Raw genomic sequence first — 23,959 nt, forward strand, 5'->3', positions numbered from 1 at the left:
GCCGCCGCCATTGCCGCAAAACACGAAAAGTGGGACGAACGCCCGGTTCTCGTGGCGGTAAAGGCCCCAACGGCAGATGTATCAGAGCAGGAAGTGATCAACTTCTTCGCCGACAAGGTCGCTAAATGGCAAATGCCCGACAAGGTCATCTTTGTCGAAGAATTGCCCCGAAACGCAACTGGCAAAGTCCTCAAAAACAAGTTGCGCGAAGAATACGGGAACGTGCTGTTGGCGTAGCCAAAAAAGGGCAGGCGGAATTGCAGATCGCAGTTTCCGCCTGCGCGTCGCTGCGCGTGAAGCGCAGAAAATCAATCAAAAGGAGGAAGACATGAAACACACTGATCTGGTGTCGAAAGTGCCTTGTGCTGCGCACGTCATGGGAATCATGGTGGTTGGCTGCTTTGCATCGCCCCACACCGCAGTTGCGGAATCGCTTTATACCAAAGGCGACTGGCTGGTCGGCGTGAACGCAGCAAAGGCGTTTACCGAAGAGTCACTGGATTCAATTAGCGCAGGTGGCGCGCCGATACCGGGAGCGGGTGTTGATATCTCAGATGACACGACACTCAGTTTCGATGTTTCTTATTTTCTGGGCTCTTCTGTCGCGATCAACTTTTTTGGCGGTTTGCCAGCAAGTGCAAATCTAACAGGGGCAGGTAGCTTGGCAGGAACGCCCGTCGGAGAAACAAAATACGGCCCCGCGATCTTGTCGCTACAATATCACTTTGCGACCAAATCATCTTTCAGCCCGTATGTTGGTGCCGGCTTAGGTCGAATCCTGTTTCTGGAAGAACAAGGGAATGCCGTGGCGGATCTTGATCTGAACGATGCCTGGGCGCCGGCGCTACAAGTTGGAATGCGCTATCAAGTGAGCGAGAATTGGTTGGCCAATGCAGATATCCGCTACACCCCATTCAAAACAGATCTCTCGGGGACACTCGGTGGGGCACCGGTCAAAGGCAGTGTCTCGGTAGACCCAACAATCCTGAATATAGGTTTTGCCTACCGTTTCTAGGGCATTGCCCATAGAAAAACTGCGGCGAAACGCGACTGGGCATCGGCACAACGATGATCCATCAATGGAAGCGCGCTTTGCTTGAAGGCGCCTCTGTCGTTGTCGCAGGTGGAAAATGCAAGACGCCGGAGGTGGGTGCGGAACAGGTAAACGATCTGCTTGCCAACACCGGGGGGTGGCTGTCGCAGAAGCCAAAGCAGACATCAGAACGTGGATTGAGTTCTTCAATCACAAACGCCCGCATACCGCCTTGGCGGCAAACCCGCCCTTGTGATCTATTGGCAGCGACCTCAAGCCCCCCCTTTCGGTGAGTGACTCTCACCTCTCGGAAAACGGATCAGAAAGTATAAAGAATAGCCAAAATGACGCCAGATACTGTCCAGTAAATGGAGGGTAGTTCAGCGTCCACTTGTGTCCTCTGAATTCGCCGATAGTATGCTGCTTCGCCAATACCGGGTCTCAACGAGGGGATAGCGTCATGTTTTTTCGGTATATTGACAGCTTGAATGAGCTGGTGGGACGCATCGTTTCGGTGGTGGCAGTCGTGTTTGCGGCAATCATCATTTACGATGTTTTCATGCGCTATGTGATGAACGCGCCGACCCGCTGGGCCTTTGATGTCACAAAAATGATGTACGGGTTCTATTTCGTGCTCTTGGGCGGTTACGCCCTTCGCCACCAGGCACATGTCCGCGTCGATCTGGTCACCGAGGCCTTGGGGCCCACGGCCCGCCGCATCGTCGAGATTCTGGGCTATTTGATCTTTTTCTTCCCGTTTTCCTGGGTTTTCCTGACACGGTCTTATGAATTCGCCATGCGTTCTTATGTGCAAGGCGAAACGACCTACGGGTCTGTGCAACTGCCGGTCTATCCACTGAAAATAGCGATGGCTGTCGCTGCAGCATTGCTGATGTTGCAGGGCATCTCGGAAGTATTGAAGCTGGTATTCAACTATCAAGAGGACTTGCGCAGTGACGCCTGAGTATATCGCACTTGCCATGTTCGGCCTTTTGTTGCTGGGCCTGTTCATGGGGCACCCGTTGGCCTTTGTCTTGGGGGGCACGGCCGTATTGGGGACGCTCATCGCGGGCAAGCCGATGGTGCTCGGCATCGTCATCAACCGTATTTTCGGCGACGTATTAGACAACTTTACCCTGATCGCCATCCCTCTGTTTATCCTGATGGCAAGGTTTCTGTCAGACAGCGGCGTGACCGACAAAATGTTCGAATCTCTGCGTCTGATGATGTCGAACGTGCGGGGCGGTCTGGCGCTGGCGGTGGTGTTTATCTCCATCTTGCTTGCGGCAACGACAGGCATTATCGGCGCCTCGATCACGGTCATGGGCGTGATGGCCCTGCGCCCGATGCTGCAATATGGCTATAGCCCGACACTGACCACGGGCGTGATCGCGGCGTCTGGCTGTCTGGGCATTCTCATCCCGCCGTCGATCATGTTGATCCTGATGGCAAGCTACTCGCCCCTGTCGGTCGGCGAACTTTTTGCCGGGGCCATGGTGCCCGGCGTTTTGCTGGGGCTGCTTTACGCGGTCTGGGTTGTGATCGTCGCGATCGTGCGCCCTGACATGGCCCCGGCAGTTGAGCCTGACGAAAAAATCAGCAAATCCGAACTTGCGCGTATGCTGGCCATCGAGGCGGTGCCGCCTCTGGTGCTGATCCTCGGCATCCTTGGCTCTTTGCTGGCCGGGATCGCCACGGCGACTGAAGCGTCGGCGATCGGTGCTGCGCTGGCCTTGGGAATCGTGATCTTGCGCCGCAAATTCACATGGCCCAGTTTTTATGGCGCAATGCTGGAAACCGGCCGCACCTCGGCGATGATCCTTTTCATTGTCATAGGCGCGACGGCGTTCACCGGCGTGTTCAATATCACCGGTGGCCTGCGCGCCACGCAGGAAATCATCCGCGCGCTGGAAATGGAGCCGTGGTTGCTCGTCACCATGATGCTCTTCATCGTCTTTATCCTTGGGGCCTTCCTGGATTGGACCGGGATTGTTCTGCTGTCGTTCCCGATCTTTCTGCCGATCGTGCAGGAAATGAACATTGACTTGCTTTGGTTCGTGGTTCTGATGTCGGTTGTGCTGCAAACATCCTTCCTGACCCCGCCATTTGGGTATGCGCTGTTCTACCTGCGCGCCATTGCGCCAGGTTCAGTGAAAACGACACACATAATCGTCGGGGTGTTGCCGTTCATCGGTTTGATCCTGATGATGTGTCTGGCCGTGGCGCTGTTCCCGCAATTGGTCACCTGGCTACCCGACACTCTTTACAATAACTAAACCAAGGAGGATTTTCGATGTCTATTAGAACTACTGTTTTTGCTGCTGCGGCACTTGCGGCCGGTCTGACAACGCAAGCGGCGGCACAGGAAAGCTGGACCATGACAACGACATGGCCCACGTCCCTTGAGCTGATCGAAATCGACAAGCACTTTGTCGAGCTGGCCAACAAGCTGACGGGCGATGATCTGAATATCGAATTCTTCGAAGGAGGCGCGCTCGTTCCGGCAGGCGAAGTTTTTGGTGCAGTTGAATCCGGCACGATTCAGGCTGGTGCTGACTGGCCGGGATATTGGGCCGGTCGCAATTCGGCTTTCTCGCCGTTGGCTACTACAGCCAGCCTTTTCAACGCTGTTGATTACGTCAACTGGATCGAACAATGGGGCGGCGCCGATCTTTACAACGAAATCTACGGCAAGTTTGGCATGGTCTATCTGCCCTATGGCGTGACCAACAACGAATCCGGCTTCCGGACCAACAAGAAAATCGAAACGCTTGAAGACCTCCAAGGCATGCGCCTGCGTCTTTCTGGGCTTGAGCAAGGGCGTCTGCTTGAAAACCTGGGCGGCAGCCAAGTGTCGATGGCCGGCGGCGAAATCTATCAGTCGCTGGAACGCGGCGTGATTGATGGCGCGGAATTTTCAACGCCGAACGTCGATTTCTCGGGTGGGTTCCACCAGGTGACAACCCACTGGGCGACCCCCGGTTGGCACCAATCCGCGTCTGCCTTTGGTGTGATGATCAACAAGGCGTCCTGGGATGCACTGTCCGAAGAGACGCAGGACGCGCTGAAAATCGCCGCTCAGGCCAACCTGGTCTGGTCGCTTTCCTTCACCGAGAAGCGCGCGACCGAAGCCTACCAGCAGTTCAAGGACGCGGGCATCGAAATCACCCGTTATGATGACGAAACGCTGGCCAAGGTTCAGGAAATGGCCAACGAAGTGATCGAGCAAACCGCGTGCGAGAATCCCGATTCCGCCAAGGTTTACCTGAGCCAGCTTGAGTATCTTGCTGACTACGCCAAATGGCGTGACGCATCTGCCCCCTTCAACCTGGGCCGCACACCCAACGGCCCGGACATCGAAAAAATCCGCGCCTGCGTGGATTGATTTGACCTTGCAATGATCCCGCACAGGCCCGCAGAGATGCGGGCCTGTCGCATTTCTGTGTCATATGGAATTGTCAGACGCAGATCCGTGCATGCCCGTAAATTTTGGGCGATCAACCCAAAACTGCCACATCGCCTCAGACGCTCGGGACACCACAGACTGGCGCCCGGCGGATCAGAACAGGACGGCATGAATGCCGGTTCAGCCCGCACCAAAAATCGAGCTGTGCAGATGCGCCAACCTCTCTGCTTTAGACGATGTCTTTGAGTTTCCTGCGGTCACGGCGTTTTTGCATCAGACCCGGTCATCGGCCAAAAGGCGAGTCAACCAAGGATGGTGTTTTGGCAACATGCCCCGTTCCTCAAGTTCAGTCAGCCGCGTTCTGACAGCTGTGAAGTCATCGTTATCATTGGTCGCGCGGGCTTTGACGTGCAGGGATCGTAGGTGTTGGCAGGCATAGACCCAGTCGTCAGGGGCACAGCCGGCCAGCAATCCACATTCGTTGACTGCCTGTTCAGTAAAGTGCCGTGTACGATCCACATCCTTCGCAACCAGCGCCGCTTCCGAGGCGGCGATATAGAACATGGATTTAACTTGCGGAAGAAAATGGCTGGTGGGTTCTTCCGCAGCGCGGCACAACGGTTCTTCAATGGCAACTGCGTGATCCAGGGCATCGTTTGCCCCGCCGGTATCGGTGGACAAAATGATCTGCTGCACCGCCAGGTAGTTGTCGACGCACGCGGCGATGTAGGTCTTTTTCTCTGAAAGTTCCAAAGCCTTGTCCCCGGCCTGTCGGATGTCTTGCAAGACTGACCTGCGCGTGTCGGGATCACCATCGATATCGGCCGCGTCGAGTTCCGACAGACGAATTGCAAATTCATGTAGGGGCGGGTTGGGATTGTTCGGCCTTAGATCTGCCGATGACTTGATGGCCAGTAATGCCCTTTCCAGGGCGGACCGGGCGGCGGTGGCGTTGCCCTGAAAGAGTGCGATCGCGGCCCAGGACTGGGCCACGCCGGCCTCTAATTCGAGCGCAAAGCAAGGATCGTCAACGGCGGACCGAACTGCGGGCAGCAGCGCTTCAGCGTTCTCTGTTTCTTGGATCGCGCTTTGAATATTCCCCATCGATTCAAGGGATTTCGCGTGATCCACATGGGTCGATGCCAGCGAATAGAGCTGCGAGGCATTGTCCGATCCTTCACGCAGGTCGATGGATTTGGCGAACGCCATAGCGGCTTCTCGATGTAGATGCCGCGGGCTGTAGATATGTCCAAGGCGGAACCAAAGGGTCGCTAGCCGCGCGCGCGACAATTGTTTGCCGCCTTGGTCCCCGTCAGCCTGTTGCAGCTTTTCCACGAGGTCAGGCAAAAGATGATCCGGTTTGCCGAACCGATAGTGCTGCGCCGCTTGCCGAAGCAGCAGGTCGTAGAGAGCCAGTTGGTTGTCCCGGGTCCAGCGGCGATCAAGCTGCATCTGCTTGAGCTCAACCAGTCGATCGATGTGCTCTTTACAGGCTGTGTGATCGTCGCTCTGAGCTGCAAGGATAAGCTGCTGTTCGCGAATTCCAAGCTCGACAGAAATGGCGGCTTCGGGGTTGTCGACCACGCGCGCGGCGACAGACTTGGCCCGGCCGATCCAGACTTTTGCGGTGACCAAGTCATGGTCACGTATGGCTTCGGCGGCCTCTCCAACATAGGCTCTGGCGAGGTTTTGTTGGGCGACGACGTCTTCGGGGTATTCTGCTTGCTCCTCGGCCAAGGCCAGAGCGTCGGCCTGGTAGCGACGCGACGTGTCAAGATTGCCCATCGATCGGGACACGAACTGTAGTTTCGATTTCAGCACAAGCTCGTACCGCTCTTCCCGGCGGTCGGGGGCGTTCGCCGAACGGTCGACCAAATCCAACGCCTTGAGGTATTGTTGTTCCGCAAGGTCTGATTTTTCTGCCGACACCAGCAAATCGCCGTAATCTAGCAGCGCGTCCATGTAGTTGTGGCGTCGCGAGCGGATCTTGTCGCCATGCGCGAAGTGCTTATGCAAAATCCCAACCGCCTTTTGGTGCTGCAGAACGGCCTTTTCGTATTCATTCATTTCGCGATAGGCACCGGCAATTGTGACGTGGCACCTGGATTTCGCGACAGCCAAGCGCGCAGCTTTTTCGTTCGTGGTCGCCATTGCGTCGCATTTGCGCAGCGCTGACTCTGCCAGCGCCAAACCCTCTGAAAGACGTCCCTCGCTCACAAGAAAAGCCGCATGGATGCGATCGGAATCCAGTTCTCCATGCACGGTCTTGAAGTCGTTCGGATTTAATTGCGCCAGATCGCGGTATAGGCGGCATCCTTGTTCCGACTGTTCCAACGCGGCTGCGTGATCGCTATCTTCATTGCGTTGAACGTAGGCGTCTGCCATCAACCGGTGCGAGTGTGCGAGCAAAACCCGTAGGTGCGTCTTTCCTGGGAATGACGACGCCAGGTTCTGGACGGTCTCATGGGTGTCGCGAACCAGGTCGAAATACCGCCCGACATTCATCTGGTCTTTGGCGAAAGCAGCCAATTTCCACTGTATCAGGATCGCGTCTTCCTGCTTGGATACGTTGCCTGGATCCTCAGATGCGCGTTTGGCAACCAAATCGCAGGCTTCATGCAGGCTGTTTTCGGCCCCCATCGCGTTGCCCAGTTCGGCGCGAAGCGACCCGACGCCCTCTAATGCGATTGACAGATTGCGTATCGCACTTGAACGGCCGGTGTCGGCGGCCTGGCGCGCGTCTGACAGCACCTTGTCCTGCAATTCGATTGCCTCGGCGACATGCCCCTGGCGTGTCAGGATCCTTGCACGCAAGATCCCCGACCAAATCCGGTGGCTGCGCAGTTCATCCGGGCGAACAGCCACGGGCAGCAGCGTGTTGATCAGGCTTTCGATCTGGTCCAACTTGGCGATCGCGCGGCTTTCGTCGCTCAACGCGTCTAGGGCGAAGGCCCAATCCAGGATTGCGGCGACCTTGTCTTGGGCGATCAGCCGGTTGTCCGGGCGTTTCGCCAGCGCGTCATCATATTCCGGCAGCAGGCGGGAATAGATATCGCACGCCCCTTCGGGATCGTCAGAAACCCGCAGCAAGTACCCGTGTCTCAGCCGCGCGCGAAGCCGCTCCAACATCAGGTCTTCGTCGTCCGGTGAGAATTTCAGCAATTCTTCATAGAGCGATGATGCGCGGTCCAACGCAGCCGCCGCTTCAATCGGGGACCCCATGTCTGCCCTGACGATGCTCTGTGCCTCGTAGGTGTTGGCCAATGCACGGACGGTGTCTTCGTTCGACGCGTCCGCAGCCGCCGCAGCGCGCGCGGTGTCCAGCGCGGTGTCGATCAATTGGCTTGCGGATCTGACGTCACCCCCTTGCGCTGTCGCCAGCCCTTTGCGCATCATGGCGCGCGCCTTCGTCGCTTTGTCCTTGGCGCATGTCATCGCCGCGTCCGCGGCGGCAATCGCGCCGTCTATATCATCGTCGGACAACAATAGCCGCGACAGGCGGCAATGGCTGGCCGCGTCGTCAGGTTTCAAGGTGGTCGCCTTTTTTAGTGCCCCGATCGCACGGTCGTGGTCGAAAGGCGTCGCAAATACCGCGACCTCGTGCCACTTGTCGGCGCCTTCGGCCCCCGCCGCTTCGGCCTGGGCGGCAAGCGTTGCCAATGCCGATTGACGATCCCCCCGCGCGTATTTCAGGATCACCTCGCGATCTGCCATTTCGTCGGACATCGCAAGCTCTTGCACCAGTTTGGAAAACGCGCGCCGGTCTTCGTCTTCTTCGACCAGGGGGCGCAGACCTTCCGAAGCTGGCGCGATGCCTTGGCCCGCGTCAGTCAGCCCGTCGTCTGCGATGGTGTCACGCAAGAACGCCTGACCAAGGGCGACAGCATCTTCGCCCGAAAGCTTCTTTGTTTCGATCAGCTTGAGGATGCGAGTCAGTTCCAGATCGTCCTGCGTAATGGGCGGGGCGTCATCCGATCGGCGCAGCACCTTGATCGTTTTCCATCCCCCCGCAACGGCCGCGAAGGCAAAGGTCAACCCCCCGATGGCGAAAGTGGCTTGTTCTGTCGGGGTGAGCGCCGCGAAATCTTGCGCCACCAACGACAGCCATTCAAAAACCAAGGCAGGCCCCTTTTCCAATCCTGACACCACGCGGCCAAGAAACCGGATTCTGAGACGCTTGGCCAGCGTCGAGCGCTTTGGAACCTTCTGAACGTTTGGAAAACGGGATTCGGGCGGCGTTTTTGAGGCATATTCGCCTGTCCAACCGACTGACCGCGACTAGCGACACGCTCTTGCATGTCTTGGCCTTGTCGCTACACTCTTTTCCCGAGCAGGGCCGAGTATTTGGGGACGAAAAAAACATACGCATTCAAACTGCTGATGAGGTTTTCGCACGGAATTACCAAAGGCGAAGAACCGATTTCTGCGGCCGAATATCGGTTTGACGATTGCCCGCGATTGACACGGGTGGCCGGCGGCCCAAATAGAAGTCGGATCGTACAGGTTAGTCGCCGTTTGCGATCAAACGAGACACAGGAAAAAGAAGCGTGGCAATAGAAGACAGTTCGCTCATCCTCATCGCCTTGCTGCCGTTTCTTGGGGCTTTGTTTCCCGGGCTTATGATCCGGGCAGGGCGCAATGCCTGTGCTGTTTTCGCGGCTGTTCCGACGATCCTTGCGCTGACGATGCTATTGCTGCACGCGCCAGCGGTGTTTTCCGGTCAGATCGTGACGGCAAATGCGGTATGGCTTCCGCAGCTTGGTCTGTCGGCCGCGTTTTTCCTTGATGGTCTGGGGTTGTTGTTCGCGTCGATGATCCTAGGCGTCGGGCTGTTGATCACGCTCTATGCGCGGTTCTACTTGTCCGGCGAAGACCCTATGGGCCAGTTCTATACCTTTTTGTTGCTCTTTCAGGGGGCGATGCTGGGGATCGTGCTGTCAGACAACATCCTGCTGCTGCTGATCTTCTGGGAGTTGACCAGCCTGTCGTCGTTCCTGCTGATCGGGTATTGGCGGCATTTGCCCGAAGGGCGACAGGGCGCGCGCATGGCCCTGACCGTAACCGGCGCAGGCGGCTTGGCGATGATCGCGGGCATGCTGATCCTGGGCAATATCGTTGGCAGCTACAATCTGACGGATATTCTGGCAGCGGGCGATTTGATCCGATCATCAGATTGGTACCTGCCCGCGTTGATTTTAATTCTTCTAGGGGCCTTCACGAAATCGGCGCAATTCCCGTTTCACTTCTGGTTGCCACACGCGATGGCCGCGCCGACCCCAGTGTCGGCCTATCTGCATTCGGCGACGATGGTGAAAGCGGGCGTGTTTCTGATGGCGCGCATGTGGCCCGCGTTGGCCGGGACCGAACAATGGTTCTACATCGTGACATCTGTGGGGTTGTTGACCATGGTTTTGGGGGCCCTGATCGCCTTGTTCAAGGACGATCTCAAGGCGCTCTTGGCCTATTCCACGGTCAGTCACCTGGGTCTGCTGACGATGCTTTTGGGGTTTGGAACCAAGATGGCCGCGGTGGCGGCTGTGTTCCACATCATAAACCACCTGACATTCAAAGCGGCGCTGTTCATGACCGCTGGTATTGTCGACCACGAGGCGCACACGCGTGACATCAAGCGCTTGGGTGGGTTGCGCACATTGATGCCGATCACTTTCGTGATCGGAACGGTGGCAGCCCTGTCGATGGCAGGCATCCCGCTGTTCAACGGCTTTCTGTCCAAAGAGATGATGCTGGAAGAAGCCTCGCACACCTATTGGGCGGGCAGTCCTTATGCTGTGCCCGTCCTTGCGACCATCGGCGCGCTGTTGTCAGTTGCCTATTCGTTTCGGTTCATTTGGCATGTCTTTTTTGGCCCCGTGCGTGATGATTATCCGCACACGCCACACGATCCGCCGGTCGGTATGTGGGCGGCCCCAGCCCTGCTTGTGGTTTTGGTCGTCCTCATCGGCGTTCTGCCCCATCTGGCCGAACCTCTGGTTCGCACAGCAGCCGCTGCGGTCATCGGCGGCGATCTCCCCGATTTTCATCTCAAGCTTTGGCATGGGGTCACGCCCGCACTGGCCATGTCGGGCGCGGCGATCGTGGGCGGGTTCATCCTCTTGTTGCTTCACGCGCCGTTGAACCGGGCGTGGAACGCTGTGCCACGGCCCGACGCCAAGGCCATGTTCGACAGGGTGCTTGCATGGACTGTCGCGCTATCGCGCCGGATCACTGAATCCACCCACGACGGGTCGATGACACGCTACTTGGCAATTTTCGTGTCTTCGACGACCGTCATCGCCTATCTTGCCTGGTCGAGCAGCGGTCTGCCGTTGCCAACGCGCACGCTGATGCCGGTGCCGCCGCTGGTCTTTGTTGGGTGGGTTTTGCTGTTGGTTGCCGCTTTGTCGGTTGTCCTATTGCACCGCCAACGGTTCCTGGCACTGATCGTCATCAGCATCATTGGTCTGATGATCTCGGTCGGATTTGTTTACTTGTCCGCACCGGATCTGGCCCTGACGCAAATATCGGTCGAAACTGTGACGATCATGCTGCTGCTGCTGGCGCTGCATTACATGCCGAAAAGCTCACCGCCCGAAAGCGGCATCGTGCGGCGGGTCCGTGACGGTGTGATCGCCATTGCGGCGGGCGGCGGGATCGGCGCGCTGGCCTATATGTTCCTGCTACGCGATGTGGACACGATTTCCAGCTACCATCTGGCCAATGCGTACAAGGGCGGGGGCGGTACCAACGTAGTCAACGTGATCCTTGTCGACTTCCGCGGATATGACACCTATGGCGAAATTATTGTTCTTGGCATCGCGGGTCTGGTGATCTTTGCGCTCATGGAAGCGCTACTGAACGGGCCTGCCGCCCGCAAACTGCGCAACATGGATTTCTCCAAGAATGTTTCCCGGGATCGCCACCCCTTGATGATGGTGGTTTCCACCCGGGTCATGATGCCGGTTGCCATCCTGGTCGGGGCCTACATCTTTTTGCGCGGGCACAATCAGCCCGGCGGCGGTTTTGTCGCCGGTCTGGTGGTATCGATCGCGTTGCTCATGCAGTATATGGCATCCGGTTTCGCATGGACGCAGCGGCGTCAGCGCATCGAATATCATGCGATGATCGGTCTCGGGGTCTTGATTGCCGGTTTGACAGGGGCAGGTGCGTGGTTGGGCGGCAAACCGTTCCTGACCAGCGGGTACGATTATTTTGAAATTCCGCCGATCGAAGAATTCGAACTGGCGACTGCGATGATCTTTGATGCCGGCGTGTTCTTGGCCGTGCTAGGCGCTGTGATGTTGATGCTTTACAGCTTGTCGCGGATCGCGCGATACGCGGGCGATACGGTCAACGTCGAGCCAATGGATTACGATCCGTCTGCCAATGTCCAAGCCAACGAAGCGGAGGCGTAAGTGGAAGTTATCGTCGCCTCTTCCATCGCCGCGCTGACGGCGGCTGGAATTTACCTGATCCTGCGGATGCGGGCCTTTGCCGTGATTTTGGGGCTGGCGCTATTGTCCTATGCGGTGAACATTTTCCTTTTCGCGTCGGGTCGTCTGGCTACGAACCAGCCGCCGATCCTGTCGCCCTATGGCGAGGCAACCTATACTGACCCGTTGCCACAAGCCTTGGTGCTGACCGCGATTGTTATTTCCTTTGGTATGACGGCGGTCTTGGTCATGGTCGCGCTGGGATCTTTCCTGGAAACCGATGATGACGGGATTGACGGGCTGGTCGATGATCCGGTTGAACCTGAGACGGACGGGGACAAAGGGACATGAACCACTGGATTATCGCCCCGATCATCCTGCCTGCACTCTTGGCGCCGATCATCGGTTTCGTGATGCGTCACGACATGGTGCTTTCGCGGGTCGCTTCGGTGGCTGGCAGTGCATTTCTGGTGGCCATCGCGGTTGGCCTTTTTATTTCGGCTTCAGCAACTCCACAGGTCTATTATCTGGGTGACTGGCCTGCGCCCTTTGGCATTGTCCTGGTGTTGGACCGTCTTTCGGCGCTTATGGTGCTGATCACTTCGGTGTTGGCACTTTTCGTTTTGCTGCACGCAATTGCAACGAAATGGGATGCGCGCGGCTGGCATTTCCATGCTCTTTTCCAGTTTCAGCTGATGGGCATCAACGGTGCTTTCCTGACCGGCGACATCTTCAACCTGTTCGTGTTCTTCGAAGTGTTGCTCATCGCCTCGTACGGTTTGATGATCCACTCAGGTGGGCGCGAGCGTTTGCGGGCGGGGCTGCAATATGTGGCGATCAACCTTGCCGGTTCGACGCTGTTCCTGTTTGCGCTTGGGGTTCTTTATGCCTCCACCGGCACATTGAACATCGCCGATCTGGCCCTGCGCCTGCAACAAGTACCGGCGGACGAGGCTGCGCTGGTCCGCGTTGCGGCGGTGCTCTTGATGGTGGTGTTCGCGCTCAAGGCTGCGCTTTTCCCGGTCCAGTTCTGGCTGCCGGGGACCTATGCGAACGCCCCTGCGCCGGTTGCGGCCTTGTTCGCGATCATGACCAAGGTTGGCGCATATTCGATCCTGCGCGTTCACACGCTGATTTTCGGACCGGGGAGTGCATCGACAGAAGACCTGGCCGCGCAGTGGCTGTTTGTCGGGGCCATTGTAACGATCGTGGTCGGGGCTATCGGTGTGCTGGGGGCGCGCCGCCTCATGACGTTGATCGCCTTTTCCGTCGTCGGGTCCATGGGGACGCTGATGGTTGCAATATCGGCGTTTTCCCCGGGCGCAACCACGGCCGCATTGTATTACCTGGTGCATTCCACTTTCGCAGCCGCGGCGCTGTTCCTGATCGCCGACCTGGTCGTCACGCGGCGCAAATCAGACGTGTTACACGCGCGCGCCCCTACGGTTCACAACGGCTTGTTTGCATCACTGTTCTTTGCGGGTGCAATTGCGATGGTGGGCATGCCGCCGCTCAGCGGGTTTCTGGGCAAGCTGCTTGTCATGGACGCCATGCGCGATCCGGCCACCATCGGCTGGGTCTGGGGCGCAATATTGGTTGGCTCACTCATCAACATTGTTGGGTTTGCCCGCGCGGGTAGTACACTATTCTGGAAATCTACGGCACTGACGGTCGAAGCGGTTGGTGAACAAGCGCCCGACGATGACGCGGCACAGCCAGAGCCGAACCCGGCCCGCGTGGCCGAACTGGCCCCAACCTTTGGGGTCATTGCCGTGCTCGCGTTGTTGACTGTGTTTGCAGGGCCGATGACCACTTACCTGGATGGGGCCAGCGCGCAATTGTTTGACCGGTCAGGCTACGTCGACGCGGTCTTGGGCGACACGGGAGGAAGTTGACATGATCCAGCGTCTCGTGCCGCACCCGCTGCTCAGCATCATGCTGACGATCGTTTGGCTGGGCCTGGTGAACAAGTTCACCTTGGGCAATCTCGTGCTGGGCGGCTTTCTTGGGGTTGTGGTTCCCATGATGACAGGGCCCTACTGGCCCGATCGCCCAACGCTGCGCCGCCCGGTCGTGGCGATCCGCTATGTGCTGATCGTGTTGATGGATATTGTCGTTGCCAACGTCAAGGTCGCCCTGATGATCCTGTTCAAGCGCAATGACGATTTCCGGTCGCACTGGATCATCGTGCCGCTTGAGTTAACCTCGCCCGAAGCAATTTCGGTTTTGGCCGGGACCATCACCATGACGCCTGGCACGGTGTCGGCCATGCTGACTGCGGATGGCAGTGCCATCCTGGTCCACTGCCTGCACACCGACGACCCGGACGCTGAAGTCACCAACATCAAACGCCGCTACGAGCAGCCGCTCAGAGAGGTTTTCGAATGATTGCCGCCGCACTTTATTTCGCATTTGCCTGTTTCGGGCTTGGTCTGCTGTTTTGCCTGTGGCGCGTGGTGTTCGGCCCGAACCCCGCTGATCGTATTCTGGCCTTGGACACAATGGTCATCAACGTCATCGCACTTCTGGTTCTTTATGGCATCGCCGAAGGTACCGCCGTGTATTTCGAAGCCTCCATGCTGGTTGCCATGGTGGGGTTTGTTTCAACCGTCGCCTACTGCCGCTTTGTATTGCGCGGCGATATCATCGAGTGATCTGAGAGTGATCTGACCCATGTCTGATATTGCGGAAATACTGGTTTCGGCGTTCATCGTTTTCAGCGGGGTGTTCGGCTTGGTCGGATCGTTCGGGCTGATCAAGTTGCGCAGTACGATGCAGCGGCTTCACGGCCCTACCAAGGCAACCACTCTGGGCATCGGCTGTGCGCTGATCGCGTCGATGGGCTACGCGTTCTTCGCCAACGGGCACCTGTCGTTCCACGAATTGCTGATCACCTTGTTCCTTTTCATGACTGCGCCGATCACCGCGAACTTTATCGCCAAGGTCTATATCGCGCGGAACCTGTCGAAATCTGACCTGCCAACGCCTGACACCGCCTATGGCTGGGCGATTTATGATGACCCGCCGGTGATGCGCGACGAAAACTGAGCGAAGGACACAAGGTCAGGCCAAAGCTTCGACATCGCGACCGTCTATCACCAGAGCAAGATTCCAGAATTTGACCAACTGAGCCTCGGCGCGGGCCGCTTGGGCTGGATCGCTGGGCAGGCGTTCGACCCTTAGACCGAACCTTTCCAGCCCGCAGCTGTCCAGAGGTGTCAGAATGATCGGGACAACCGATTTTTCGGATGCGGCCGAGATCAGGCGCATGGCCGTCGTTGCAGGATCGGCTGGTGGCTGTGTCACACGGATCCCGATATGTGAGGTCAGCGCGTCGGCTTGCGGAAATGCGCGCTCTGACGTGATTGGCACGTCCAGGGGAAACAGGGTCATTCCCCGCTGCGGATCACTGCGGATCAGGTCATCCACGGCGACCGGGGCGTGGCGTGTCAACCGGCTCAGGATCGCGGTCCAGCTATGTGCCATCATGCAGCCCCCCAGGTTTTTTCCGCGATCAGCTTCGCGGCGTTTGTATTTCCGGTTTCGGGCAGGTCCAGAGCCTGCAGGTTCTTGCGCAATTGCGCGCTGCAGTCCTGATCCAATAGTCGCGAAATCCAGGTGCCGAGCTGCATCAACTCGGTGCCGTCGACCAAGCCGCACAAATCTCGCTTCGCCAGTGCCTCGGCGCGCCGCGCCTGATCATCCATGAATGGCGCTGTCTGCGGAATCAGGATTGCCGGAATGTGGTGGTAAAGGATCTCGTGAATTGAATTGTACCCTGCCGCCGAAATCATCAGGTCCGCGGCCATGGCCAAGGCCAAAGCTTCGAACGATTGGACGATCCTTGTGTTGGGCCAAGCATAGAGCGCGGCAGCGACCGTTGCGCCGGGCCAGACCACGATCAGGTGCAATGTGTCTTTTCGCGTGGCGATCATTGCTGATATCGCTTGCAGTTGCGCGGTACGATCGGCCGCCACGCCCCCGCCCAGCATCGACACCACAAGCCGGTCAAAGCGGATGTCGAAGCGTTCAGCCAAGCGGGCACGCAGCCCATCGCGCCCGCCGTCAGGCGTCGGTGCGGGGCGCACAATGGGGCCGACGTTGCGCACGCTGGGCGCGATGGAATAGACGTCGTTCAGTTCGGCAAACGCTTCACCAGGAACAATGACCTGATCGAAAATCCGTTCTCGGTCCAGCATGTCATTCGCCGCCCTGCCGCCAGGCCAGAGGCCGCGCCGAATCCAGGTTGCGCCCAGCCCGTTTTCGGTAACGGTCCTGGCAACCGAGTCAAAGACATACCCCCCATCAAAGACCAGTCGGTCCTTGGGGCCAAGCAGGTGTGACAGCCGTAGATAGTTGGCCACGTCATTCGCAAAGGGCTGTGCATGATCGCCAGAGCGCTGGATCAGCGGCATACAGTCATAACCGCGCCCCAGGATCAGGGGCACACAACTGGGAAACGCTGCAAAGCCGGTATCGTCGCGGTGTTGCATCTGGTCGGCAATGACCGCGCAGCGCTGAGCGTGCCCCAAGCCGACGCCGTTTGTTGGCATGAAAATTGCGCGGGCTTGGCGTTGGGGCTCTTCCTGCGGGCGGGCAGGTTCCAGCCCCGCCGCCTGTTCGATCCGCGACAGGTCGGCGACCTGAACCCAAGGTGAGCGCAGTGCGGTTTCCCCGATTTCCGGCAAATTCGGCAGGATCGTTCCCGTCAGGAACATGTCCAGCGCGGCCTGCATTTCGGGCCCGCGAACGGCTGGCGCGCCGCGCTCTAGAAACGCGGCGTCCTGGGTGCAGTCTACGACGGTGCCGCCCTGGGCCATGAGACAGACTGCGAGCGCGGCCATGCGATCACCGGGTATGCCCCGGCCATACACGACAAAGACATCCGTGCGCTCGGCCAAGGTTACGGGGGATAGTTCGGTAAAGGTAATTACCGGCAGGTCATGGAACCGCGACGCTTTGATCCGCTTTTTCTGGCCGGCGGACACAATGACCTTCAAACTGTATGCAGGGCTGTGGGACAGACCGGACAATTCAGCCATTGCTGCGGGCTCGTCCAGCGCGTCCGGTCCCAGCACGATCGTGACAGACGGACGTGCGCGGGGGCTGCGCTGTTTCTTGGAAAGAGGGGCCAACAAAGGAGCGATCGCGTTGCTCAAAAGCTGGCGCGGTTGCAGATCGTTCAGATCAATGACCACAGGGTCGCGCCCAAGCGCATAGGCGATCTTTGCGCGCGCCCCGATGAGATCCTGCGGGGTGTCGAACCGACCTATCGCAACGAACGCGGCCGCAGGATCCAACGTCAAGCCCCGGATGCGCTGCAGGGTCGAATCCGCAATTTCATCGGCGCCGACAAGCATGACGGCCGAGGGGGAAATGTCGTCGGTTTCGCGCAGGAAGGGGGCCGCTTCATAGGTTCGACCGCGATCAAGAGCATCCTCTATGACGCTGGCGTCGATCACGGGATCATGGCCCCGCGCAGCAAGCTGCCAGGCGAAAATCAACTGGGCGTCAAATGCGCGAAGGGACGGGGTGCCTGCCTCGATCAGGATCATGAAACGGCGCGCTCCTTGGTCAAAATTATTTTGGCGAACTGCGCCTTGAAATTCGCGGCTGAGTAACGGGACAGGCAGTCCTGCCCGCGTGCAACCTGTCTTGCGTAGGATTTCGGCGCGGCCACGAAACCGGCAATCAGATCGTCCACCTGATCGGGTGCACAGGCCACTACGCCATCGCCGAACGGTGCCGCCGTCTGCGGGTCCGTCAGCACCACTTTGCCAGCCGCGATGCCTTCGGCGATCACGCGGCCGAAACTTTCGCGCCACGTTGGTGCCGTGAAATAAACCATGAAATCAATCATGTCGAAAAACCCGTCCACGGCGGTCGTACCGAAAGGCAGAAGTGTCCAATGCGGCCGCGCCGCCTGGGTGTTGATCAGCATGTCAGCCCCGAGGATGACGTTGGCCTGCGCATGGGGCGGAAAACACTTATCCAAAATTTCAATGGCCGGGAATTTCTCGAACCCGGGTCGCGACAGGCGACCGCGGCGGTCTGAAGGGGCCGGTGATGGGGCCGAAAATTCACCGTCGAAAATGTTGAACCAGTCATGCTCTACCACGTCCCACGGGCCTCGGTTCTGCGCCAGCCATTCCACAACCCCTTGTCGATTATGCGCAGATACCGGTGCAAGGCGCTTGTGAAGCGCAAGGCTTGCCCGATCGATCTGGTCAAGACATCCGGTTATGTCGAACCCTGCAGCGCCACCCGGCCGCAGGACATTTTCGTGGGTTACGACGATCAAGTCCCGCGCCACGATGCGGCCACCAAAATCAGATTGGTGTTTCAAAAACGCCGGGTTGTGCAAAATGACCGTATCGGCGGAAATAACCGGCGCATCCCATATGATCGGCAGGCCAAGCGTGTCGATCACGTCTGAAAGTCCTGGGTGAACCCGCTGTTGGTCGCCAAACATGGCCGAGCGGCGCGCGTGGATTTGCACCCGACCCAAACCGGCCGCAATGGGAAGTTCTGCGGCAATTGCAGCAGAAGTTCCCCCACCAAAGCGGGGATCCAACACATAGGCCAGTCGCGGCGGGAACGTGCCCTGATCAGAATGCGCCGTTATGTGTGTCAGTAGATCCCGCCCCCGAACATACTGGCAGCCGAGTTGGTTGCATCAATGGTTGAGGTCTGGGCATTGAACCGCGACACATCGGTCCGGCCCATTTCGGCGGCGAAGGATCGTAGTTCGGCTGCCAATTCATCTTCGCCCTGCATCAATTCGGGATGTACCGCGAGGAACTGCAAAAGACCGCGCGTGTCGTTCTGACTGAGATAAGCGTCGATAGTGGTCAACTGGTCCCACGATGGCGCGCCCATACCGGGCGATGCCCGCCCTGCGATCAGCAAGAAGCCGGTAACAATGGCAACGAGTCGTTTGTTCAGGATCATGTGGTTCGGGTTCCGTCGGTCATTGCGTATTGAGCCGGTTGAGCTTGTTGATCAACTGGCGCTTCAACTGTGCGGCGCGGCGTGCCTGCAGTTCTTCTGCGGTGGGATTGCGCACTTTCTTGGCGGTGCGCACCGGGCGTTGAGCCGCGCTTCTGTCGCCCTGTAGGTAAAGCTCGATATAGCCTTGCGGAGGATTGTTGCGCGAAGAGGAAAAATCACGCGCCTCGGCGCCCATGGTTTTTGCCAGATCAGCCGCCTTTTCGGCATCTTCGGCGTGATAGTAGCGCACGTTGGAGCGGCTGACCTTGAAATTGACCCGGGTGACGTCTTCGGTCGCGAAGCCGTCTTTCTGAAGCTGGTCAAGTTGCGCTGACAAGGCGTCGCTTTTGATTGTCGCCGGGGCGAATACATTGACCACCACGCCTTCACCAACGCCGCGGCGGTCGTAAACCGGCGCGGTTTCATCGACGAAGGGCCGGGCATTTTGGTCCGACGTCAAGGCCAATGGTTCGATCGGCCCGACAGTCTGGCGCACGGCGCCAGTTTCAGGACGGCGCAATTGCAATGACGCCTCCAAGGGCGAGGACATGGGGGCGTTTAAGGCAGCGGGCACCAACGGGCGGGGTGCACCCGCGCGCTCTGGAATTTGGGGCGGGGCAATTTGCGCTGATGCCAGCGTAAAGCGCGCCGCCGGCGTCCGATCATCAGGAACAGGATCGAATGAGGCCCAATTCACCCCGCTGGGAAAGTTCGCCGCGGCGGGCGGACGTTGCGCACCCCGGACTGTGACCGGCGCGGCAAGGTGTGCAGGTTTCTGCAATGCGGCCAGCGACGTGTCTGTTTGCGCATCTGTGGCCAACATGAGAGGCGGGGCAACTGGCGTTGGGGCAGACGTGGGGGGACGCGGCAGCTGTGGACCAGTCGCGCGGTCAAGTTCGACGGCGCGGTCCAGAACGGGTAAACCGGACACGGTCATCGCCTCAGGCATCGCCGCCGAACGGTCGGACACCGCAACAGACGCCGCGTGGTCAGGTGTGCGTAGCCGCAAGGCCATCGGTGTGCCGCGCGCCGGAAAAGACTGCGCAGAATTTTGTGCCCCGTCGGGCATCGTCATGACCTTAGGCAACGGGGCGCCGGCCCATGGCGGCGGCGTGTTCATCGCGTCAACGCCGGTCAGCAAACGCGGTCCGGGTGCGGGTGCCTCAGTGGGGATCTGCGACGATTGTACGTTCATCGATGGGGCATCTGACGCTGAACCGCTTAGCCGCCCAACGAGGTCGGGGACTTGCATCGCGATGATCCCCGCAGTCGCGCCGCCAAGAAAAACGCCCGCCAGCACCCATAGGGAACGCGTCTTTCGGGCGGGCGGTTTGGTCTGCTTGCCGGGTTGAGCGGCCACGGCGGCCAAGGCAGCTTCCAGCTTTTCGATGCGCTCATCCAGCGGCGCTACTGCGGTTCCAGGAGCCGCCGCGTCGGCTGCGTCGTTGTTGTCCGCTTGCAAATCTGCCGTGGGCTGCGCCTGTTTGCGCGGCTCGAACGGAACGATCAGCGTGTCGGGTTTTGCGAAGTCGGGCGGGGCCGCGCGCGCGAATTCGGGTTTGGCGGTCGCCTTTTTTTGCTCAAGAATCTTGGCGCGCTTCAGACGTGCTTCTTCGAGACGCTTTTCCCACGCCTCAGAGTTCATTCTGTCCAGTACTTTGGCGTGGTCATCCGCAGTGGTGCTTGTGTCCGGCTGCGATGCCCCCGCATCAGCGAATTCGCCCATGACGCCCACACCCCTATGAGTGGGAAATAAAATAACTATCAACGCACTTAAGGGCAAAGATGTGCCCATATTCAGCGCAAATTGAAACGATCAATTCGTCCCCCAACATAGTCGAAGGGATACGCGAGAAACAACACTACAATTGTATCCAATCTGGGCCGAAAGAGCAAATATCAACGCCGTGGACGGGGCCTGCGCCCCCGAAAAAGTGGGGTTTGATTGGCGATCCGGCCCGAGGGGGCTGAAAGCGGCCCTGTATGCGCCAGCGGCGAGCCGTAAGGCAGATCGATCGCGGCCTTTTGGGGGGCTGATTCTATTGATCAATTCGTCTGGTCAGCGACACCGAAGCGTCATTTGACTTGGGATGTCGTCGGCCAGACATGTCTATCGACACGCACCGTGGGCCCGCCGGCATCGCGCTGCGCATCCGGTGCCTTGCGCGACAGCGATGAGATTTCGAATGCTGATGACAGGCCTGATCATGCGTTCGGGTGGGGCCCGCCTTGGGAACTGCTACCGGAGGGTGCGGGGCGCTGTTCATCGGCGTTGGGTTCTGTCGTCTGCCGAGCCGTCGGGGTGGCGCGCCTACGTGGCCGCTGATGGCGTTCAGGCCGGTCTCTGCGCTATTGCGACTGGCCCGGTTTCGCTAGGCCGTCACGACACGGCGGTATTCCTTCAGAAGGTCGTCGACATGGCTGAAGTAACGAATTCGACCGTGTTCGAGAAGAATACCGCAATCGCAGTAGTCGCGAATGGTATTTGCCGAATGCGAAATCATGATGATCTGGCTCTTGCCCAATTTTTCGTTAAAGACAGCCTGGCTCTTTTTCTTGAACTGCTCGTCGCCTACAGCGGTGATTTCGTCGATCAGGTACATTTCGAAGTCGATCGCCATACTAAGGCCGAATGCCAGGCGCGCTTTCATCCCGCTTGAGTAGGTCTTGATCGGTAGTTTCAACGATGGCCCGAGTTCAGAGAAGTCTTTCACGTACTGGATCACCGCTTCGGTATCCTGGCCGTAAATACGCGCGACGAAACGAACGTTTTCGATTCCGGTCATCGAGCCGTTGAAGCCTCCGGCAAATCCCAGCGGCCACGACACACGGGCGGATCGGTAAATTCGCCCGCTATCGGGCGGTTCTGTCCCGGCAAGCAGGCGCATAAAGGTCGACTTGCCAGCCCCGTTGCGCCCCATGATCGCGCAGTTTTTCCCATCGGGAAAATCAAAGCTGAGGTCTTGCAGGATGTTCTTGCGAACCCCTTTCAGCTCATAGGATTTTGAAACGTTCTGAACAGAAAGCATGGGTCAATTCGTCCGCTTTTTTCGAAAGAGGCGTTCGCCGGCAAGGCCCAGAAGTATGAGAAGCGTCGCCACCATAAGAACATATGATTTGTCCAGAACCATGCTGTTATACCGCGGGTAGAAGCCTTCGCGCATCCATTCGACAAGATGCAGGACCGGGTTCCATTTCAGAACGGCGATCGCTTCGGGGGGAAGCTGACTGGGAACATAGAAAATCGCAGAAACGAAGAACAATGGGCGGGTCAACACGCGCTCGACCTGAGTCCAGGTGTCCCACATCGACGACACGACAGCATTCATCAGACCCATCCCAAACCCCAGCAACCACGTTGTGATGAAGGCCAGAATGAGAGCTTCGGGATGGGATGGCCACGGTGCCAACCCAAGTGATATCAACGCCCCAAAGAAAAGGACCATAATGGCCAGGTACGTCGCCGCGATGAGCAGCGCCCGTGCAATCAATGTGTCCAGTTCCCGAATGACAGGATAGGTCAGCAGCGCCCGGTTCGCATTGAACACCGAATTCAATTTGTGGGACAGTTCGCTAAAGTATTGCAACGCCATGATGCCCGTTCCGAAGAACAATGCGAGGCTCGAGCCAAAAGGCGCTTGCCGCCCGACCAGGGTGAAGACGAACACAAGAACGCCGACACTTGCTGTTGGCGTGATGATTGCCCACAGATAACCGAAGTTGGATGTTCCAAAGGTCGCGCGTGTTTCGCGGATCACCAAGCTGGCAATCACCCGCACCTGCAGGATCAGCAATTCACCAACCGAAGTATGCCGTGTCATGACAGGTGATCCCGAACCGAATACGTGAGCAAGGTTGCGATGCTCCAGAAGGCAAAGAAGACAAAGCTGACGATTGCGGTGTCCTTGATGCGTTCGGGATAGGCTGCGTCTTGGGGGATGCTGGGTTGTAGGTGGATCGCGAGATAGCGTTGCTTGCGGTCCGCATCACGGCGCGCCTGTTCCAAAGAGTTGAGCGCGGACGCGTAACTCTCTTCGGCAAAACGGCGTTCGACCTCTAACGTTTCAAATGTGGTCAACTGGTCCGATGTGCCGTTGGGGATATCGATCGTTCCCGAGATTTGGGCGCGTCTGGCGGCAATCTGTTCAAGAAGCGCATCTTTTTGTCTGTGCAGTGCGACGAGAGATGGGGCATTTTCATCAAGTAGGTTTTCGATCGCAGCGATCCGCGCGTTCAAATCGACGAGTCGCGCTTCAAGCGCCCCCAAAAGCTCAATGTCGAGCGCTGCGGTTGCGGCCGGATTCACCGATTGCTCTTGTTGTCGGAACGTGCTGAGCGCGGCCAGGGCAGAACGCAGTCGTTCTTCCTGGCGCGTGACTTCCGCTTCTGCGAAGCGCAACGCATCTTGTCGTGCCTGCGAGGATAGATCGTTGACCAAACTTTGACTCATCCGAAGGATTTCGGTGGCAACAGCTTCGGCGTGTTCAGGCGAAAAGGACTGAACTTCGAAATTTATGATCCCCGAGGTTGAATCGAAGCTCGTCGAAATGACCTTTTGCCAGTACTTTACAAATTCCTCGATGGTTGCGTCGGGTTTAAGGCGCATCAAGAAATCATTTTCAGGGTCGCTGTACGTGCCGCGCAGATCCAACTTCGCATCCAAGTCTTCGACCAACTTGCGGCTCTGCAGATATTCAAGGACGATGTAGGAATCCGATGTGGTCGAACCGGTACTGGCCAGCCCGGTCAGCGCGCCAATGCCATCCAGCCCCATACCAGCGTCGACACCGCGAACAGAAAAACCGGCTGACGACGCGTACCGGTCCGAGGCGATGGCAAAATAATAGAAGATCGCCGCGATAATCGGGGCAAGCACGCAGAGCCCAAATGACAATGCGAGCAGTAGGCGTCTCTTCTGTTGTGGCCGAAGACGCTTGGTCCCCGCAGGGCCTGCTGTGAGTTCTACGACCTCGCCTTTTGGCTTTTTAGCACCCGGCTTCCGGATGTTAGCACCTGGCTTCGGGGTGTTAGCACCTGGCTTCCGAATGTTAGCACCCGGCTTCGGGGCGTCTTTTTTTGGCTTCGCCATTGTCTTGCCTC

The 23,959-nt window shown here is 58.3% G+C and carries 21 protein-coding genes; 12 read left to right on the top strand and 9 right to left on the bottom strand.

Annotated features, from left to right (window positions below):
- From ACP2AV_RS09640 to dctP, 6 genes are all read left to right on the top strand, one after another.
- On the top strand, positions 1 to 237 hold a 237-nt coding region (locus ACP2AV_RS09640; RefSeq protein WP_426372488.1), incomplete at its 5' end, for an AMP-binding enzyme.
- Positions 238 to 328: 91 nt separating this feature from the next.
- Entirely contained in the window at positions 329 to 1,015 is a 687-nt protein-coding gene (locus ACP2AV_RS09645; RefSeq protein ID WP_426372489.1) for an OmpW/AlkL family protein, read from the top strand.
- 115 nt (positions 1,016 to 1,130) lie between these two features.
- A complete protein-coding gene (locus ACP2AV_RS09650; protein WP_426372490.1) occupies positions 1,131 to 1,289 on the top strand; it encodes an integrase core domain-containing protein in 159 nt (52 codons plus the stop codon).
- A gap of 204 nt (positions 1,290 to 1,493) precedes the next feature.
- The gene (locus ACP2AV_RS09655) at positions 1,494 to 1,997 is read left to right on the top strand and encodes a TRAP transporter small permease subunit (protein WP_426372491.1); all 504 of its coding nucleotides are present in this window, start codon (positions 1,494 to 1,496) and stop codon (positions 1,995 to 1,997) included.
- A 16-nt stretch (positions 1,998 to 2,013) separates the two neighbouring features.
- The gene (locus tag ACP2AV_RS09660; RefSeq protein ID WP_426372634.1) at positions 2,014 to 3,309 is read left to right on the top strand and encodes a TRAP transporter large permease; all 1,296 of its coding nucleotides are present in this window, start codon (positions 2,014 to 2,016) and stop codon (positions 3,307 to 3,309) included.
- Between the two features lie 17 nt (positions 3,310 to 3,326).
- Positions 3,327 to 4,418, top strand: coding sequence for a TRAP transporter substrate-binding protein DctP (dctP, locus tag ACP2AV_RS09665; protein ID WP_426372492.1), 1,092 nt, complete (start codon positions 3,327 to 3,329; stop codon positions 4,416 to 4,418).
- A gap of 294 nt (positions 4,419 to 4,712) precedes the next feature.
- Here dctP and ACP2AV_RS09670 read toward each other — a convergent pair whose 3' ends face one another.
- Positions 4,713 to 8,558: a hypothetical protein gene (locus ACP2AV_RS09670; RefSeq protein ID WP_426372493.1), complete on the bottom strand. Its 3,846-nt coding sequence runs from the start codon at positions 8,556 to 8,558 to the stop codon at positions 4,713 to 4,715.
- Between the two features lie 428 nt (positions 8,559 to 8,986).
- On the opposite strand from ACP2AV_RS09670, the gene ACP2AV_RS09675 reads away from it, so the two are divergent.
- The 6 genes from ACP2AV_RS09675 to ACP2AV_RS09700 are packed head-to-tail and all read left to right on the top strand — an operon-like array spanning position 8,987 to position 14,917.
- Complete coding sequence (locus tag ACP2AV_RS09675) at positions 8,987 to 11,851, top strand: monovalent cation/H+ antiporter subunit A (RefSeq protein ID WP_426372494.1); 2,865 nt, start codon at positions 8,987 to 8,989, stop codon at positions 11,849 to 11,851.
- Entirely contained in the window at positions 11,852 to 12,220 is a 369-nt protein-coding gene (locus tag ACP2AV_RS09680) for a Na+/H+ antiporter subunit C (RefSeq protein WP_426372495.1), read from the top strand.
- On the top strand, positions 12,217 to 13,764 hold the full coding sequence (locus tag ACP2AV_RS09685) for a monovalent cation/H+ antiporter subunit D (protein WP_426372496.1): 1,548 nt from the start codon (positions 12,217 to 12,219) through the stop codon (positions 13,762 to 13,764). Before ACP2AV_RS09680 ends, ACP2AV_RS09685 begins: the two co-directional genes overlap by 4 nt.
- Before the next feature lies 1 nt (position 13,765).
- On the top strand, positions 13,766 to 14,257 hold the full coding sequence (locus tag ACP2AV_RS09690) for a Na+/H+ antiporter subunit E (protein ID WP_426372497.1): 492 nt from the start codon (positions 13,766 to 13,768) through the stop codon (positions 14,255 to 14,257).
- Positions 14,254 to 14,523, top strand: coding sequence for a K+/H+ antiporter subunit F (locus ACP2AV_RS09695; protein ID WP_426372498.1), 270 nt, complete (start codon positions 14,254 to 14,256; stop codon positions 14,521 to 14,523). Before ACP2AV_RS09690 ends, ACP2AV_RS09695 begins: the two co-directional genes overlap by 4 nt.
- Positions 14,524 to 14,542: 19 nt before the next feature.
- Entirely contained in the window at positions 14,543 to 14,917 is a 375-nt protein-coding gene (locus ACP2AV_RS09700; protein WP_426372499.1) for a Na+/H+ antiporter subunit G, read from the top strand.
- Positions 14,918 to 14,932: 15 nt separating this feature from the next.
- On the opposite strand, the gene ACP2AV_RS09705 is transcribed toward ACP2AV_RS09700, so the two are convergent.
- From ACP2AV_RS09705 to ACP2AV_RS09740, 8 genes are all read right to left on the bottom strand, one after another.
- A complete protein-coding gene (locus tag ACP2AV_RS09705; RefSeq protein WP_426372500.1) occupies positions 14,933 to 15,358 on the bottom strand; it encodes a hypothetical protein in 426 nt (141 codons plus the stop codon).
- Complete coding sequence (locus ACP2AV_RS09710) at positions 15,355 to 17,424, bottom strand: glycosyltransferase (protein WP_426372501.1); 2,070 nt, start codon at positions 17,422 to 17,424, stop codon at positions 15,355 to 15,357. The genes ACP2AV_RS09705 and ACP2AV_RS09710 overlap by 4 nt, the downstream gene beginning before the upstream one ends.
- On the bottom strand, positions 17,421 to 18,299 hold the full coding sequence (locus ACP2AV_RS09715; RefSeq protein ID WP_426372502.1) for a hypothetical protein: 879 nt from the start codon (positions 18,297 to 18,299) through the stop codon (positions 17,421 to 17,423). Before ACP2AV_RS09715 ends, ACP2AV_RS09710 begins: the two co-directional genes overlap by 4 nt.
- Positions 18,300 to 18,499: 200 nt before the next feature.
- Complete coding sequence (locus ACP2AV_RS09720) at positions 18,500 to 18,820, bottom strand: hypothetical protein (RefSeq protein ID WP_426372503.1); 321 nt, start codon at positions 18,818 to 18,820, stop codon at positions 18,500 to 18,502.
- Positions 18,821 to 18,839: 19 nt separating this feature from the next.
- The gene (locus tag ACP2AV_RS09725; RefSeq protein WP_426372504.1) at positions 18,840 to 20,585 is read right to left on the bottom strand and encodes a hypothetical protein; all 1,746 of its coding nucleotides are present in this window, start codon (positions 20,583 to 20,585) and stop codon (positions 18,840 to 18,842) included.
- 646 nt (positions 20,586 to 21,231) lie between these two features.
- Complete coding sequence (locus ACP2AV_RS09730; protein WP_426372505.1) at positions 21,232 to 21,888, bottom strand: ABC transporter ATP-binding protein; 657 nt, start codon at positions 21,886 to 21,888, stop codon at positions 21,232 to 21,234.
- A 3-nt stretch (positions 21,889 to 21,891) separates the two neighbouring features.
- Positions 21,892 to 22,680, bottom strand: a complete 789-nt coding sequence (locus ACP2AV_RS09735; protein WP_426372506.1) for an ABC transporter permease — start codon at positions 22,678 to 22,680, stop codon at positions 21,892 to 21,894.
- On the bottom strand, positions 22,677 to 23,948 hold the full coding sequence (locus tag ACP2AV_RS09740; RefSeq protein WP_426372507.1) for a hypothetical protein: 1,272 nt from the start codon (positions 23,946 to 23,948) through the stop codon (positions 22,677 to 22,679). Before ACP2AV_RS09740 ends, ACP2AV_RS09735 begins: the two co-directional genes overlap by 4 nt.
- Positions 23,949 to 23,959 lie beyond the last annotated feature (11 nt).

The organism is Aliiroseovarius sp. PTFE2010, assembly GCF_049943335.1.
GTDB lineage: Bacteria > Pseudomonadota > Alphaproteobacteria > Rhodobacterales > Rhodobacteraceae > JBNFVY01.

What these genes read in the sequence shown, in the direction of transcription:
- ACP2AV_RS09645 (WP_426372489.1), top strand. Translation starts at nt 329, where the DNA reads ATGAAACACACTGATCTGGTGTCGAAAGTGCCTTGTGCTGCGCACGTC.
- ACP2AV_RS09650 (WP_426372490.1), top strand. Translation starts at nt 1,131, where the DNA reads ATGCAAGACGCCGGAGGTGGGTGCGGAACAGGTAAACGATCTGCTTGC.
- ACP2AV_RS09655 (WP_426372491.1), top strand. Translation starts at nt 1,494, where the DNA reads ATGTTTTTTCGGTATATTGACAGCTTGAATGAGCTGGTGGGACGCATC.
- ACP2AV_RS09660 (WP_426372634.1), top strand. Translation starts at nt 2,014, where the DNA reads ATGTTCGGCCTTTTGTTGCTGGGCCTGTTCATGGGGCACCCGTTGGCC.
- dctP (WP_426372492.1), top strand. Translation starts at nt 3,327, where the DNA reads ATGTCTATTAGAACTACTGTTTTTGCTGCTGCGGCACTTGCGGCCGGT.
- ACP2AV_RS09685 (WP_426372496.1), top strand. Translation starts at nt 12,217, where the DNA reads ATGAACCACTGGATTATCGCCCCGATCATCCTGCCTGCACTCTTGGCG.
- ACP2AV_RS09690 (WP_426372497.1), top strand. Translation starts at nt 13,766, where the DNA reads ATGATCCAGCGTCTCGTGCCGCACCCGCTGCTCAGCATCATGCTGACG.
- ACP2AV_RS09695 (WP_426372498.1), top strand. Translation starts at nt 14,254, where the DNA reads ATGATTGCCGCCGCACTTTATTTCGCATTTGCCTGTTTCGGGCTTGGT.
- ACP2AV_RS09700 (WP_426372499.1), top strand. Translation starts at nt 14,543, where the DNA reads ATGTCTGATATTGCGGAAATACTGGTTTCGGCGTTCATCGTTTTCAGC.
- ACP2AV_RS09705 (WP_426372500.1), bottom strand. Translation starts at nt 15,358, where the DNA reads ATGATGGCACATAGCTGGACCGCGATCCTGAGCCGGTTGACACGCCAC.
- ACP2AV_RS09710 (WP_426372501.1), bottom strand. Translation starts at nt 17,424, where the DNA reads ATGATCCTGATCGAGGCAGGCACCCCGTCCCTTCGCGCATTTGACGCC.
- ACP2AV_RS09720 (WP_426372503.1), bottom strand. Translation starts at nt 18,820, where the DNA reads ATGATCCTGAACAAACGACTCGTTGCCATTGTTACCGGCTTCTTGCTG.
- ACP2AV_RS09725 (WP_426372504.1), bottom strand. Translation starts at nt 20,585, where the DNA reads ATGGGCGAATTCGCTGATGCGGGGGCATCGCAGCCGGACACAAGCACC.
- ACP2AV_RS09730 (WP_426372505.1), bottom strand. Translation starts at nt 21,888, where the DNA reads ATGCTTTCTGTTCAGAACGTTTCAAAATCCTATGAGCTGAAAGGGGTT.
- ACP2AV_RS09735 (WP_426372506.1), bottom strand. Translation starts at nt 22,680, where the DNA reads ATGACACGGCATACTTCGGTTGGTGAATTGCTGATCCTGCAGGTGCGG.
- ACP2AV_RS09740 (WP_426372507.1), bottom strand. Translation starts at nt 23,948, where the DNA reads ATGGCGAAGCCAAAAAAAGACGCCCCGAAGCCGGGTGCTAACATTCGG.